This is a genomic window from Paenibacillus sp. SAF-068 (assembly GCF_051967555.1).
In the GTDB taxonomy this organism is placed as follows: Bacteria; Bacillota; Bacilli; order Paenibacillales; family Paenibacillaceae; genus Paenibacillus.
The window spans coordinates 171,170-187,368 of the sequence record NZ_JBQCJX010000006.1; the positions used below are offsets into that span (position 1 = coordinate 171,170).

At 47.8% G+C, this 16,199-nt stretch carries 11 protein-coding genes; 9 read left to right on the forward strand and 2 right to left on the reverse strand.

Annotated features, from left to right (window positions below):
• The first annotated feature begins 32 nt into the window (after positions 1 to 32).
• Positions 33 to 2,012, forward strand: a complete 1,980-nt coding sequence (locus ACTHPG_RS24720) for an AraC family transcriptional regulator (RefSeq protein WP_440391982.1) — start codon at positions 33 to 35, stop codon at positions 2,010 to 2,012.
• Positions 2,013 to 2,129: 117 nt separating this feature from the next.
• Here the strand turns inward: ACTHPG_RS24720 and ACTHPG_RS24725 are convergent, their stop codons facing one another.
• On the reverse strand, positions 2,130 to 2,327 hold the full coding sequence (locus tag ACTHPG_RS24725; RefSeq protein WP_440391984.1) for a hypothetical protein: 198 nt from the start codon (positions 2,325 to 2,327) through the stop codon (positions 2,130 to 2,132).
• A gap of 147 nt (positions 2,328 to 2,474) precedes the next feature.
• Entirely contained in the window at positions 2,475 to 3,641 is a 1,167-nt protein-coding gene (locus ACTHPG_RS24730; RefSeq protein ID WP_440391986.1) for an ROK family protein, read from the reverse strand.
• A 198-nt stretch (positions 3,642 to 3,839) separates the two neighbouring features.
• Here ACTHPG_RS24730 and xylA point away from each other — a divergent pair, with 198 nt between their 5' ends.
• From xylA to ACTHPG_RS24770, 8 genes are all read left to right on the forward strand, one after another.
• The gene (xylA, locus tag ACTHPG_RS24735; RefSeq protein ID WP_440391988.1) at positions 3,840 to 5,156 is read left to right on the forward strand and encodes a xylose isomerase; all 1,317 of its coding nucleotides are present in this window, start codon (positions 3,840 to 3,842) and stop codon (positions 5,154 to 5,156) included.
• 506 nt (positions 5,157 to 5,662) lie between these two features.
• A complete protein-coding gene (gene xylB / locus ACTHPG_RS24740) occupies positions 5,663 to 7,156 on the forward strand; it encodes a xylulokinase (RefSeq protein WP_440391990.1) in 1,494 nt (497 codons plus the stop codon).
• Positions 7,157 to 7,378: 222 nt separating this feature from the next.
• A complete protein-coding gene (locus tag ACTHPG_RS24745; protein ID WP_440391992.1) occupies positions 7,379 to 8,095 on the forward strand; it encodes a glycosyltransferase family 2 protein in 717 nt (238 codons plus the stop codon).
• Positions 8,096 to 9,177: 1,082 nt separating this feature from the next.
• On the forward strand, positions 9,178 to 10,248 hold the full coding sequence (locus tag ACTHPG_RS24750; RefSeq protein ID WP_440392094.1) for a glycosyltransferase: 1,071 nt from the start codon (positions 9,178 to 9,180) through the stop codon (positions 10,246 to 10,248).
• 253 nt (positions 10,249 to 10,501) lie between these two features.
• Positions 10,502 to 11,128, forward strand: a complete 627-nt coding sequence (locus tag ACTHPG_RS24755; protein ID WP_440391994.1) for a bifunctional 4-hydroxy-2-oxoglutarate aldolase/2-dehydro-3-deoxy-phosphogluconate aldolase — start codon at positions 10,502 to 10,504, stop codon at positions 11,126 to 11,128.
• A gap of 165 nt (positions 11,129 to 11,293) precedes the next feature.
• Positions 11,294 to 12,220, forward strand: a complete 927-nt coding sequence (locus tag ACTHPG_RS24760; protein ID WP_440391996.1) for an alpha/beta hydrolase — start codon at positions 11,294 to 11,296, stop codon at positions 12,218 to 12,220.
• Between the two features lie 227 nt (positions 12,221 to 12,447).
• Positions 12,448 to 14,841, forward strand: a complete 2,394-nt coding sequence (locus ACTHPG_RS24765; protein ID WP_440391998.1) for an S-layer homology domain-containing protein — start codon at positions 12,448 to 12,450, stop codon at positions 14,839 to 14,841.
• 189 nt (positions 14,842 to 15,030) lie between these two features.
• The gene (locus tag ACTHPG_RS24770; RefSeq protein WP_440392000.1) at positions 15,031 to 16,158 is read left to right on the forward strand and encodes a transglutaminase domain-containing protein; all 1,128 of its coding nucleotides are present in this window, start codon (positions 15,031 to 15,033) and stop codon (positions 16,156 to 16,158) included.
• Positions 16,159 to 16,199: the final 41 nt, after the last annotated feature.

Here is a 16,199-nt window from a genome sequence, read left to right on the forward strand (position 1 = left end):
GTCGCGGAGCATAAATGAGGTGAACAAGCAGCATGATTGTAGATCAGCAGAAGCATTTTCGCTTCTGGGAGCAGGCGAGTATACGAGACATCCATGTTGAAAGAGTCATTCTTGCAAAGGGGGAAAGAACATTATTCACGGTGCAGTCCAGCAGTTTTATCTGTATGAAGCGAGGGGACTTGCTAGTATTGCTCAATCAGAAGACCTATTCTATCCATCATTTTGAGATTATTCATGCTCCTTCCAAAAGTCTGTTTGAAGTTAACGCAGGTCCAGACGGAGCAGAGTATATATTGATCTCGTATAAAGCAGAACCGGGACCATCGCACGGCAGTGAGCCGATGATGGTAGATGAACACAGATATCCAACTGACGTTACATATCGTGTGACACTTACGCAGCCATTGATCTTATATGAAATTGCAGAGCGCATGCTAGAGGCTCAGCGGCAAGAGTCACATTCGGTTCCGCTGCAACTCAAAGCATCATTCTACCAATGGGTTTATCACCTTGTGGAGCAGTATGATCTACAGCCTCTGGTCGTGAAAGGCTCCAGCCCCGTCGAGTTGGTTATCCAGACTCTGGAGTACCTGTTGCAGAACTATGCCAAATCGCATACGTTGGACTCTTTGGCGACAGCAATGGGGCGGAGTTCGGGGCATCTCTCGAATTGTTTTAAACAAGTGCTCGATCGTGGACCCATTGACTGTCTAATCCGTTTGCGTATGCAAAAAGCGTGCAAGCTATTGACCGAAACGAAGCTTCCCTTACGAATGATTGCGTCGGCTATCGGGTATCAGGATGGGTACTATTTCAGCAATGCCTTCAAAAAGTATATGGGGCTTTCCCCGCATAAATATCGTAAGCAAATTGTAGAGGAAGATGTTACATCCTCAGCAGGAAGAAATCATATTGTTGGCAATCCAGACCAATGTTATATTCCTTTATATGATAATGATAATTATTATCAATATATAGGTGGAGGGTCTGATGAAATGTTAAGAAATATAAAGAGAGTCCCGATGGCTTTGCTGATGGCTTTTGGGTTGCTGTTAAGTGCATGTAGTGTTGGTTCTTCAGGGAATACAGGGGCTGCAACAGGAGATGGAAGGACAGCTCAATCTGAAGCACCAGCTTCCCAAGCCAACAGTTCAAGCGAAAATAATACAAATGAAAATGCCCAAGCAATATCTCGTAAAGTGAATACTTCCATGGGTGAGGTCGAAGTGCCTGCTAATCCGCAGCGTGTCGTAACAGATTTCTTCTTGGGGCATATTCTGGCATTGAACGTTAAGCCCGTGGGTAGTAATGGCCTGTTCATGCAAAATCCTTATTTAGAGGGACAAGTTACGGGTATTGAGGATGTTTCGGATAATCTGGAGGCAATTACGGGTCTGAATCCGGATTTAATTGTTACAGGCGATGCTCAAACGTACGAGGCATATTCCAAAATTGCACCAACTGTCTATATGGACAACTCGGCACCCGTTCGTGATCAGGTCAAGGAACTTGGAGTCATACTTGGTAAAGAGGCGGAGGCATCGGCGTGGCTTGTCGAGTTTGAAAAGAATCTTGCTTCAGCCAAGGAACGTTTGAGCGGCATTATCAAAGAGGGAGAAACGGCTACGGTCTTTGCCGGGGGAATTGTCAAGAACATTACGCTCTACGGTAATGCATATACAGGCAGAGGTATCCATGGTGAATTGGGTATCCCCATGAACGAAAAGGTGAAAGGAGAAATTGATCCGAAGGTGGGTTGGGCTACAATCTCAAGCGAAATTGTGGAGACATACGCCGGTGATCGTGTGTTTATGGCAGTGGATGCCAAAGCGGAATCGTTTGACTATTCGAGCGATCCGGTGTGGAGGACGTTAGACGCAGTCAAAAATAATGAATTATACGAAATTGATGGCTACAAATTTTATTTCTCCGACCCTATCTCAGTCATGGGTCAGATTCAGGATATTGTTGACATGATGGAAGAACGTGCTCTGGAAAAATCTAAAAAGTAGTGATTTAAACTAGGTAACGTGAAAAATCCCCTTGCCGTTGTAATGTGGAGCACATGGTAACATGGACTCCAGAAATTACTGCGAAAGGGGATTTTGCAATTAAATTAAATATATTCTTTAGAAAAAAATACTCATGAAAGTCTGAAACACAACATACACCAGCAATCCTGACAGCATGTACATGAAACCAGCCTTCTTTTTGCTCTGAAACAATCGGAGTATGCCAAGGCTGAATAGGGGCGCAAGCACAATCAGGAACAGGAGGACGGTGACAAATACTGGCGCCGAGATATCTGAAGTATCCACGTAGGTCACGCTTCTTTTCACTCCGTTTCGTTATCGGAATTAACACAGCCTCATTCACATAGCCATGACAAAAATCACATAACCCCATTATACATCTGGATTTCTTTAACAAAAAGGGAGGAAATGGGGCGAAATGATGTCATTTTTGATCTGTTATTAGACGGAAACCCGAATTTTTCCTAAAAACTGGGAAATTGCAGAGTAAGCTGCACCAACACGGGTGGAACGGCTGCCCAGAGCTGCCCATTCGATCTGCAAACTGCGGCGGTGATAAGGTAACGTACGTTCCTCCACAACCTGTTTTAGCGCTGTTTCAATCCAGGGACCTGCTTCAGAGAGCGGACCACCAATGATAATACGTTCCGGGTTGAAACTGTTAACGATATTTGTAATGCCAATCCCCAGTTTGCGTCCAATCGTGTCGTATAATTCCTGAACATTCTTGTGGCCTTGCTCTGCATAATGAATCAACTCTCGTGTGGTATGGGCAGGTAATTTCAACTGATGATCCGGGTGTTCGTATGCTTTTTCCGATGCGTATAACTCCCAACAACCACGATTCCCACAGGAGCAGGGCAGACCTTCCGCTTCAATGGACATATGGCCAGTTTCCCCTGCGTAACCCCATGCGCCTTTGTATAATTCACCATCCACCATGATGCCTGAACCAATCCCCATGCCTGCACTGATGTAGATCATGTGACGGACACCGATGCCTGCACCAAAATTCAACTCTCCATGAGCACCGGCATTGGCTTCATTATCGATGGTTACAGGCAGTCCAAATTCTTCTTCAAGCCTGTAGCGCAGCGCTACCTTCTCCCACCCCAGGTTGGGTGCAAACAGGACCGTTCCTGCCTCATCCACCATGCCAGGCACCCCGATACCGATGCCAATGACACCGTGAGGGGAAGCAGGAGCTGCTTCAATGAGCTGCTTTGCTGCCAATTTCAGTTGCTCCAATACAGAGGACACATCATGATGTTCCAAGGTCACTGCGTACTCTGTAATGATGTGTCCTTCCAGATCTGTGAGCACGCCTTTTAAATGGGTCACACTGAGTTCCAGGCCGACTGCATAACCTGATGTCCCACGAAACAGCAGCATGAGTGGTTTGCGTCCGCCACTGGATTCTCCAGGGCCAATCTCCTGCACCAGATCATCACTGATCAGATCGGCAACCAGGTTGGATACCGTTGCTTTGTTCAGCCCCGTAACCTCGGACACTCGCGCGCGAGAAAGAGGGGCATGGCGACGGATCGTATCCAGAACGATCGATTTGTTTATTTTTTTGACCAGCATCTGGTCCCCGGTAATTTTCATATGATTAAGGCACTCCTATTCTTCTGATAAAAGGGTTCTGACCCACATCCGAAACAAGTTATTCGACTATTATAGCGTAAACAAACATGTAAAAAACAATTTTATTTTACTTTGTTTAACCAATAGACAAAGTTAATTCGATGTGATAGGATAACGGTGTAAACGATTTCTTAAAACTATTGAGGAGGCATTTTACACATGGCCTATTTTGAATCCGTTAATAAAATTTCATTCGAAGGTAAAGATTCCAAGAATCCTTTTGCTTTTAAACATTATAATCCGGAAGAAGTGGTAGCCGGCAAATCGATGGAAGAACATTTCCGTTTCGGCATGGCTTACTGGCATACATTAACTGCAGGCGGCAGTGACCCGTTCGGTGCGGAGACAGCTGTACGTTCTTGGGATAGATACTCCGGTCTGGACCTCGCGAAAGTACGCGTGGAAGCGGCATTTGAATTTTTGGAAAAAATGAATCTTCCGTTCTTCTGTTTCCACGATGTGGACATCGCACCAGAAGGCAACAACCTGCGCGAGTTCTATAGCAACATCGACACAATCGTTGATCTGATTGAAGATCATATGAAATCCAGTGGCAAAAAATTGCTTTGGAACACGGCGAACATGTTCTCGAACCCACGTTTCATGTTTGGTGCAGCTTCCACGTGTAACGCAGATGTATATGCTCACGCTGCAGCACAGATCAAGAAAGGTCTGGAAGTGGGTAAACGTCTGGGCGCTGAAAACTATGTATTCTGGGGCGGCCGTGAAGGTTACGACACATTGCTGAACACAGACATGCAACTGGAGCAAGACAACATTGCTCGCATGTTCCACATGGCTGTAGACTACGCGAAGGAAATAGGCTTTGACGCACAATTCCTGATCGAGCCTAAACCAAAAGAGCCAACGAAACACCAATATGACTATGATGCAGCAACTTCCATTGCATTCTTGCAAAAATACGGTTTGGACAAACACTTCAAACTCAACCTGGAAGCGAACCACGCTACACTGGCTGGTCATACATTCGATCACGAAATCCGTGTTGCTCGTACAAACGGAATGCTCGGTTCCCTCGATGCGAACCAAGGCGATATGCTGATCGGTTGGGATACGGATGAGTTCCCGGTTGATATGTACGATGCGACATTGACGATGTATGAAGTATTGAAAAACGGCGGTATCGGCCGTGGTGGTGTGAACTTTGACGCGAAAGTACGTCGTGGTTCCTTTGAAGCAGACGATCTGTTCCTGGCACACATCGCAGGTATGGATACGTATGCAAAAGGTCTGAAAGTAGCAGCAAAACTGATTGAAGATCGCGTATTCGATGACTTCATCGAAAAACGTTACAGCAGCTTCAGCGAAGGCATTGGTGCAGACGTGGTTGCAGGTAAAGCAACACTGGCTTCCCTAGCTGAGTATGCATTGAATAATGAAAGCCCACGCAAAAACCAATCCGGACGTCAGGAATTGCTGAGAGCACAACTCAACCAGTACATCCTGGCTGACTAATAGCGGGTTAGGCAGGCTGGATGCAATTCGATCACCGATGGTTACACATAGTGGTTGGACATGAGTATCCAAGCCAGCCTATTCACAAAATTAGCTTGTACCACGGAACGCCTGAACAAGCATGACATTCGGACCGTCCCCGACTTTCCCCTGGGAAGGCGGGGACGGTTTTTTGATAAATGAGTAATTGATGTACAAGTGATCTACATGCGTATCAAAGTTTCTTTATGTACACGTCGTTGGCACGATTTTTCGCTACAAAAACGAGTACGTTTTTACTGTTTTGATATAAATGTTCTTCTAAGATGGTGCATGCAGAACGGAGTGAGCAGAAAGGACCCGAGGAAGCAAAGCGGTCGCATTTATCCCCGGATTTCTCCCTTGCCAAAGGGAATAAAGGAAATCCGGGGGTAACGGCGATCCAAGGGTTTTCTGATCGCGTAGTGACCACATGGCATCAAGGGTTTCATTTATACAATCTTGTCACAAACGAGAGGAGTTAACCTATGAGTTACGTAATTGGCGTCGATTTAGGAACGAGTGCGGTCAAAACTGTGCTGGTCAATCGTGAGGGAAAAGTGGCATTTGAAGCATCCGAGGCGTACCCGTTGTATCAGCCCAAGGCCGGATACAGTGAACAAAATCCTGAAGATTGGGTAGAGCAGACCATTGTTTCCCTGCGTAAATTGCTCGAAGTGTCTGGCGTGCAACCTTCCGAAATCGAGGGTGTGAGCTTCTCGGGCCAGATGCATGGACTGGTCTTGGTAGATGCTGAAGGCAAACCGCTGCGGAATGCAATCCTGTGGAACGATACACGTACGACGGCTCAATGCCGCCGAATCGAAAAAGTGCTGGATGGCAAGCTGTTAAGCATTGCCCGGAACCGTGCTCTTGAAGGTTTTACCTTGCCGAAAATCCTGTGGGTCCAGGAGAATGAGCCTGAATTGTTGCAGCAAGCATCCTTGTTCCTGTTGCCGAAGGATTACGTGCGTTATCGCCTGACAGGGGATTACGCCATGGACTATTCCGATGCAGCAGGCACCTTGTTGCTGGACGTTGCAGGCAAGCAGTGGAGCAATGAGATTGCAGAAGCATTCGATCTGCCAATCTCCCTATGTCCACGTCTTGTGGAATCGTTTGAGGAAGTGGGCACCTTGTTACCTGAGATTGCGGATCAGACGGGTCTGGCGACTGCGACGAAAGTATACGCAGGTGGTGCGGACAATGCTTGCGGTGCGATTGGCGCAGGCATTCTGAGTGAAGGGCAGACGATGTGCAGCATCGGAACGTCCGGGGTTGTGCTTTCCTACGAAGAGCGCAAAGATCTCGATTTCGAAGGCAAAGTACACTTTTTCAATCACGGGGAGAAAGATGCCTTCTATATTATGGGGGTAACGCTTGCCGCAGGATATAGCCTGTCCTGGTTCAAGGATACGTTTGCCGCGGACAAATCATTTGATGTGCTATTGCAGGGCATTGATCAGATTCCAGCCGGCAGCAACGGATTGTTGTTCACACCTTATATCGTAGGGGAACGTACACCTCATCCGGATGCGAATATCCGTGGCAGCTTCATCGGTATGGATGCGGGACACAAGCTGGAGCACTTTGGGCGTGCGGTAATGGAGGGCATTACCTTCTCGCTGCGCGAGTCCATTGATATTCTGCGCGGCGCAGGTAAAACCGTCAATGAAGTCATCTCCATTGGTGGTGGTGCCAAAAATGAAGCCTGGTTGCAAATGCAGGCGGATGTCTTTAACGCCACGATTGTGAAGCTGGAGAGCGAACAGGGTCCTGCGATGGGTGCAGCGATGCTGGCTGCCTATGGTTGTGGCTGGTTCCCGTCTTTGCAGGAATGTGCAACGGCGTTTATTCGTCCAGCAAAGTCCTATGAGCCGAACCCGGAAACGGTTGCCGTCTATGATGGACTGTTTGCATTGTACCAGGAAGTCTATGGACAGACACGTAGTCTCAATGATCGTCTGGCTGAATACCGTTAATTCATGTACTTCACTATATTAATCTTGTGATTACATTCAAAGCATCCGCGAAGGCGGGTGCTTTTTTTGTCGTTCATCAAGACTAATCCCATGAAAGGTTTCCTTGGCCTGCATATCCGCATTCCGGCTCTGCATAGATTGAGAATAGAGGATTGTGATCTGTCCAGATATTGGGTATCCGGCGATTTTAACAGGTAGAAGCTTGAGCATGGGGGTGAAGCTGTGGATGAACATAAGGAGCATGGAAGACCACATATTACCTTGTCGATGATTGTTCGTAATGAGGAGAATCGGTATCTCAGGCAGGCACTGGAGACACATCGTCCCTGGATTGATCGCGCAGTAATTATTGATGACGGGAGCACGGATGGAACGGTTGCGATGTGTCGGGAACTTCTGGACGGTATTCCACTCGTATTGGTGGAGAACGCAGCTTCACGTTTTGCAGACGAGGTAAGTCTGAGGAAACAACAATGGGAAGAGACCGTGGCAACGGACCCGGAGTGGATTTTGAATCTGGATGCGGATGAGATTCTAACCAGTGACTTTGGGGTGTTAAGGGATCTGCTGCTCCGTGACAATGAAGATGCGATCTATTTCAGATTGTTTGATATGTGGAGTGAGACGCATTACCGGGAGGATGAGTTCTGGCAGGCCCATGCCTATTATCGGCCCTTTCTGATTCGGTATCAACCGGGGTTGAGTTACGAATGGAAGGAGACACCCCAGCATTGTGGGCGTTTTCCGTTAACGATCCAGCACTGGCCCTATGGATGTCATGCTCCGCGGGTGAAGCATTATGGCTGGGCGCGCGCAGAAGACCGCATCCGCAAATATGAACGCTATCAAGCACTGGACCCTGAAGCAAGATACGGTTGGAAGGAACAGTACGAATCGATATTGGATCAAGAGCCTCGACTGTTGGCATGGTTCGAATAAAGAGAGGGGGAGTGAGCACGTTGAAGAAAGACCCGTTACACCAATCGCAAGAAGAATCTAAACCTCAAATAGAAATGAGTTCCGAAGAAAACGAGAATCAGGAAGAGAAGCAACATGAAATCCAACATGAAAACCAGATAGAGAGCCAGAGTGATTATCCACCGTCCAGACGTTCTGCCAAATCGCAGAAAACCCGCCAATCGGATAAGCATGAAGCGCTTGGTCAGGAGAGAGTACTGATCGCCAGCCCGGTTCGTCAGACAACCCCGGTGCTCCGTGAATTTCTGGATTCTCTGCATGCACTGGAGCGAACAACGGTGAAGACGGACTATCTGTTTGTAGACGATAACGTGGAAGAACCCGCATCGAATATATTGCGTGAATTTGTGCTTCAGCATGAGGGAACGGTTATTCAAGCAGATGAATATGGCAGCGGTGGTCCTGACAATAAAGGGGTGTACACCAAGGATGAGGGAGGGCACTATTGGCAGGGTGAGCAGATTTGGCGTGTAGCCGGTTTGAAAAATCGCATATTGCAATATGCACGCGACAACGACTACGATGCGGTCTTCCTGATTGATTCTGACTTGGTGCTGCATCCACGGACGCTGGAGCAACTTGTATCGAGTGGCAAAGACATTGTATCCAATATCTTTTGGACCCGCTGGCAGCCGGATGCCAGGGAAATGCCACAGGTATGGTTGCAAGATGAGTATGCCTTGTATCGCCGCGGTGGCAAAACATTAGACGGAACCGAGGCGGAGGACGAGGGCACACAAACGACTGCTTTTCTGAATCAGCTGCGCATCCCGGGTTGTTATGAAGTTGGAGGGCTAGGGGCGTGTACCCTTATTCGCAAAAATGTCCTGACTGCTGGAGTTTCCTATGACCAGATTCCGAATGTATCCTTCTGGGGTGAAGATCGTCATTTCTGCATTCGTGCTCAGGCACTGGGTTTTCGTTTGTTCGTGGATACTCATTTCCCCGCGTACCACATCTACCGTTTGTCTGAACTGCCGGGCGTATCCGCCTTTAACCGCAGGGCCAGACGTGGCGAAGAGACAATCAGTATTACCCTGTGTATGATTGTGAAAAATGAAGAAGCTTCCCTCGCCAGATGTCTGGATTCGGTCAACGGTATTGCCGATGAGATTGTAATTGTTGATACCGGTTCGACGGATCGTACCCGTCAAATCGCTGCCAGATATACAGATCGTATCGTTGATTTTGAATGGGTGGATGATTTTGCAGCAGCACGTAACTTTGCCTTCGATCAGGCGAAGAGTGAATATATTCTGTGGCTGGATGCCGACGATGTGTTTGAACCCGAAGATCGAGCGAAACTGATCGCCTTGAAACGTTCGCTGGATCCGGAGGTCGACAGTGTCACGATGGATTATAATCTGTCTTTCACACCAGATGGCAGGGTTGCCTACAGCCTGCGCCGGAATCGCCTAGTGCGTCGGGATCGGCAATTTCGCTGGATTGGCGCGGTGCATGAATATCTGGCTGTGGCGGGCAATCTGCTGCATAGTGATATCGCGGTTACCCACAAAAAAGATAAGGAGTATACCGATCGAAATCTGCGGATCTATCGCAAAAGGGAACAGGCCGGAGAGGAGTTTGGACCCCGTGACTTGTACTATTTCGGTAATGAACTGAAGGACCATGGACAGCATGAGGATGCGGTGAAGTATTATGAGAAGTTTCTGGATACCGGGCTGGGCTGGGTGGAAGATCAGATCGCTGCTTGCCAGAAAATTGCGGATTGTGAGGCTGCACTTGAACGTCCAGAACAGGAAGTCACGGCGTTGTTTCGATCATTTGCCTATGACTTGCCAAGAGCCGAGATTTGCTGTCGTTTGGGTGGTTATTTTGCCGACCGTGAAGATTATCGCAAAGCCCTGTTCTGGTACGAACAGGCAACTCGTGCAGTGCGTCCTGATGATCCTATGGTGGTGCTGAATGAAGCAGCCTGGACCTGGATGCCGCATCTGCAACTCTGTGTCTGTTATGACCGGATGGGTAACCGTGCCAAGGCCCGGGAACATAATGATATCGCACTCGCCTATCATCCAACGCATCCGAGCATGTTATATAACGATCGTTACTTTAAAGATTTGGAGAAGGATAACGTATTGGAAAATGCGTAGTATTTCGTTAGCAATGCAATGATGCCTCTTTCGTGGAATTGAATGGGTGAATCAGCCCCATTTCCATGAAGAGGTATTTTTACGTTGAAATGCAATCATTTCATAGACTCTCTCGAATTCGGATTCACTTCAGAGATGGATTAATGTATTTCATCCAGGGGAGGATATGCTTTACAATAATGAATAACGGAAAAGCGGTGAACATGATTACCTGTCTTCGGCTGCCGAATTGATGAAGCAAGGGGAACTGGATATGAATCTCACGGAAGTATTATTGGAATCGAGGCTGGTCGCGATTGTGCGCGGTATTAGCCGTGAAGCGGCAGTAACAGCTGGACAAGGTATGACAAGTGGTGGAATCCGACTGATGGAAGTCACACTGAACACTCCTGGAGCACATGATATTATTGCAGACTGGCGGGAGCAGCATGAAGGAAAGGCTTACGTTGGAGCGGGTACAGTACTGAATGTGCAGATGGCGAAGGAAGCAGTCGCTGCAGGTGCACAATTTCTGGTGTCTCCCAATGTCGATCTCTCTGTCATTGAATATGCTGTAGAACATGGTGTCGAGATCTGGCCTGGAGCCATGACACCCACGGAAATTGTCGCTGCACATGAAGCGGGAGCGCGAGTTGTGAAGCTGTTTCCGATGGCAAGTCTGGGTATTCCGTATCTGCGGGAGATCAAAGCTCCACTGAACCACATTCCTCTGTTGGCAACAGGTGGTGCCACACTGGAGAATATTGCTGATTATTATGCAGCGGGCGCAGCTGCAGTGGGTCTGGGAAGTGCACTTTTACCACGAGAAGCCCTTATAGCAGGAGATTATGAGCAGATTGCAGCATGTGCACGGAGATTTGTTGAAGCAGCTAAAGCCTAGACTCCAGTGTCAGATGAGGAATATGTATATTTGGGTATATATAAGGGTGCCTTTAGATTATCTTTGAATCAATCTTTATCATAAAAACCCATGTCGTTTAACGTGCCGTTCATTCTATTGCTTTATGATGGATGTATGCCAGAATTCGGAGAGGAGAGATGCCCTGTGAAAGCTAAAACAATGATAGGCGGCATGCTCGCCGTGGCCGCAGTAACGGCAGGTGGATTATGGAAGGCGGCGGTAAAGAGCCAAACGCCCAAGAAAATCCCCATCACCCTGACACCTCCAATGCCATTTGAGGATGTGACCTTTGACAGCGGGGGAGGTCGGGTGCATGGCTGGTTCATCCCGGCCAGAGCCGACATTCCGAAACCATGGTCGCTCGTTATTATTGCACATGGCTGGGGCTCCAATCGCTCCCGTGTTCTTCGTTATGCAAGGCCGATCTGGGAAGCGGGATATGCCTTGTTTATGTACGATGTCCGCAGTCATGGGGCCAGTGATCCGGTTCGTGCTGCATCTGCCTACTTGTTCCGGGATGATCTGCTCGCGGCGTTGCAGTATACGACTGCACGACCAGAGATTGATGCCGATGCCATCGGAGTGCTTGGACATTCTCTGGGTGGTCTGGGTACGATTCTTGCTGTGACGGAAGGAATTCCTGTATCAGCAGTGATAACGGATTCCATGCCATCCCAATTTGAGGTTATCGTCAGTTCGGAGCTAAGACGCCGACATCTGCCCTTGTTTCCACTGGCCCAGTTAATTCCGAGAATCTGGTTCTGGCGACTGGGTGAATCTCTGAAATCCTATCGTCAGCGTGATCCGGTAATGATGCTGAATGAACGGCGCAGGGGCATGCAACTGCCGATGCTGATGGTGCATTCCAAGGGAGATAATTTCATTCCTCCGAGTGAGCTTGAATATTTTATGTCCAAAGCTGATCCACCTGTGGAACATCTATGGGTCAACAGCGGAGGACACAGTTGTTCCGAGGAAGATCCCGCCTTCTGGGATACCGTTATTCCCTTTTTAAAAACCCATGTCCACTGTCAGGCGAAGCCGAACGATTCGTCTAAAGTGAGTAGTTAACAGGGTAGATTCAGCCTACATATGTGTGCAGGCTATCCAAAAAAACGCCAACGTGGTTGGCGTTTTTTTTGCTTTTATGGGCAATATGCAAAAATTCACAATTGTAAAATTACCCGGAAAACGACGATTAAAAAGGAAGCTTATGGTATCATAGAATAGACTGGCAATATTCATGCGAGGTTATTTGTTATGCTTCTTTGTATGAAATTGAAGGGAGAGGTCCAGATTTGAGTTTGAATTGGAAGTTCAACGTACGTATCAAAATGTTCGCAACCAAAGCAACAACTGCAGCGATGGCAACACTGCTGCTTGCTTCGCAAACACCAGGTTTTGCAGGCAGCGCATCAGCCGCGCAAGCAGAGCAGGTGAACGAAGCGACAACGGGGGAAAATGAACAACTAGACGCAACCAGCAATGACGTGCCGGAGGGAGCGAAAATCTCATCCAGGCAAGCCAGTGAAAATATACTTAGATTATTTCCATTGTTAAAAAAGGCAACGATCACATCTGCACGATTCGATTCACCTAATTCCTATCCACCGCCCGACTACAAGGCATGGGAGATTGGATTCCAGATCACACAAGGCAATCATACGTCGGGATTTAGTGGAACTGTACATGCAGACACAGGGGAAGTGTTAAGTGTACATTTGCCGTCGGATATCCTGGACAAACATGTCTCGGAATCGGATGTGAAGTTAACCAAAGCTGAAGCTGAAGAAAAGGCCGTGGCATTGTTGTACCAAGCGATTCCAGGTCTTAAGGACAATGAATATGCTCCGCTTGGAGATCTGTATTCTTCCATCGAGCAACAGTCATTGTTTGGCAGAACAGAGTATCGATATGCTTACCAGTTAAAACATGAAGGGTTGTTATCTGACGCAGAGACGGTCTACATCAATGTGGACGAAAGTGGTTTGGTGACAGGCTACTCGCGAGGTACTACAGGAGCCAAGTATCCGTCATCAAAACCGGCAGCTTCAGAACAGAAGGCCAGACAGCAGTTTGAAGAACAGTTCGATGTGGAACTGGCTTATATCTCCAAAGATCGTCTGTCTTCCAAACAGGGTCAGCAGTACTACCTTGGATATACACCGAAAGAGACCAGTATCGTTCCGATTGAAGCTAATACGTTGGAACGAATTAATACATTAACAGGTAAAGCTTTAGATGAGAACTCTTTACAGCAGGATACGAAGTTGAAAGGGGATGCGGCTCCCTTTGTCCCGGCCACTGGTACGCGATTAAATGTACAGCAGGCCGCCAATCGGGTCATAACGAACTTTGATATTCCCAAGGGTTATAAGCTGGAACATAGCCAGTTAAGCAAGGGATATTACTCAAGTCCGAACAATCAGGTTTGGAGTCTGAGCTGGAGCGATCGAAGTGCCAATATGTCCTATATGTTTATGCGGGATATCTCGGCACAGGTCGATGCAGTCACTGGACAGATCTACAGTTATACGATGATGCACCGAATGGGACCGGAGATGGATCAGGAGAAGCCAGCTGTAGAGAAGGAAGGAAGCACCGTAACGCGGAAGCAGGCGGAGAAACTGGCGATGAACACGGTCATTGCGCTAGTTCCAGATGCAACGGAGCAGTTCCGACTTGCCAATGTTATTGAGGTGGACGATGCACGTACATTTATGTTCCAGCGTTATCTTAACGGGATTCCGGTTAAGGATGATACTGTACAAGTACAGGTATTGAACAACGGTACGATTAACGAGTTCTATACGCGTATTGCGGCAACGCCTGAACAATTGCCGGCAGATGTCAAGCCAGCCATCAGTTATGAAGAGGCCAAGGCACTCTATCTGGAGGAGTTCAAGCTGATTCTTGCCTATTCCCGTTATGGGGGTTATGGGTTAACCAGTGGTCAAGTCATCCCAGCGGGGGTGAACCTGGCTTATATGCCTACGCGTGATGAGAATGCAATCTATGGCAACTATGAAGCGCTCGATGCGAACACAGGAAAGTGGACGCTTTTATATGGAGACACCAGCTCTGCAACCAAGGCTGAACCTACGGATATCTTGGGTCATGTGGCGGAAGCAGCTCTCCGCAATATGACACAGCATGGCGTATTGCTTGCGGATGAGCAGGGACGTGTATTCCCTGATCGTGTGATCACCCGAGGAGATTGGTTTAACTACCTGGCAAGAGCGATTAATCCAAATATGGATCTGTACTACAGTGGGGACGGAGAAGACAAGCTATACGCTGATGTGAAGCCTGATAGCCCGTATTATAAGGCAATCAAGGTGCTAATCGATCAACGCTGGCTTGCGGGAGCGGACCCTGAACAGAATTTGAATCCGCAGGAAGAGATGACGCGTGAAGAATTGGCTGTGCTGCTTGTGCGTATATTGCGCTATGAGAAGCTGGCCGGATTCTACACGTTGCCATCGGATCTTCCAAGCATCGCGGATGCCAGTGCCATTTCGAGTAAAGGGGCGGTTTCCCTGAGTTTGAAGCTGGGATTGCTTCCTTCGATTGAAGGACGATTCATGCCTGCACGCAAAGTGACCGTAGCTGAAGCGTCACAGGTATTGGAACGGCTGGCGAAGCTTCAAGGCAAGACAGATACGTTTATGAGCGGGAATCGTCTGTACTAGACGAGGAATCACTCATATTATGCCCATGTGAATCATAGGCTGAAGATAACGGGTTCATTGAACTGAAGATAAAAGAGACCTTCCATAGAAGGTCTCTTTTGATTTGCTTTGACAAAACTGGAATGACGACAGAGCCTTTTATGATACAATAGGGCGTGAGAACTTTGCAAAGAAGGGTGGGTTCCTTTCATGGGTAAGAACGGGAAACGAATTATCACCATACTGCTGGCAGGCTGTCTGATTGCTGTAGCGTTACCTCGTACGGTTGATCTGGATCAATTGTATGCTGCATCAGGAACATCGGATATATCCTCGGCAACGGATTTGCGCCAGACCTTGCTTACCGCAATGTCACAGCGGACGGAGGAACTTGTTTTTACATACAAAGGCAATGTGAAAGGCCTTAAAAAACAATTGCAAACCTCCATCGATGAGGCAATGAAGAGTGACCCCTATATCCAATATACCGTTAAAAGTTATGCATTTAATTATAAAGGCTCCAATGTATCCGCCGAAGTCCATGTGACGCTCTCCTACCGGGAGACCAAGGAACAGACCGATTATGTGAATCGTAAAGTCACGAACGTGTTGAAAGAAATCATCAAACCCGGCATGACGGATCATGAGAAGGTCAAGGTCATCCATGACTGGATTGTGCTTAACCTTTCCTACGATACTTCGCTCAAGAAATATACGGCTTATGACGGGCTTGTTACAGGCAGTACCGTCTGTCAGGGATATTCATTGCTGGCTTATCGGATGCTGGAGCGAGTAGGTATCGATAACCGGATTGTGGAAGGTACAGCAGGGGGACAGCTTCATGCCTGGAATATCGTAAACCTGGATGGCAAGTGGTATCATATGGACACCACCTGGGATGATCCTACCCCCGATCGCAAAGGCAAGGTAAGCCACAGCTATTATTTGCTGAGCGATGAAGAAATGGCACGTGACCATATCTGGACAGGCAAAAGCAAGTACCCTGCTGCACCAGCCCCGTATCGGGAAGCTTTATTAAAGCTGGTGAAGGCCGGAGATAGCAAAAAGGCCGCTTATCAGAAGCTCTACCATGCTCTGGACTATTCCCTGTATGATGAACAGGATGCGGTTAAAGGTCATGCTGCGCTGAAGACCAAGGTTCAAAGTACACTGAAGGAAGGCGGAACCTCGCTCACATTCAGGTACAAGGGTACGGAGGCTGGACTGATTGAAGATTTGCAGGATTTATATCAACTTGGTATGAAATCGATATCCTACTATGTGTCCAAGATGGAAGGTACCACGGATCTGCGTGTAAAAATTAACTGGACGTTATGAACATCGTTATAAGCAGGATGCTCCGCTTGAGGAGTGTCCTT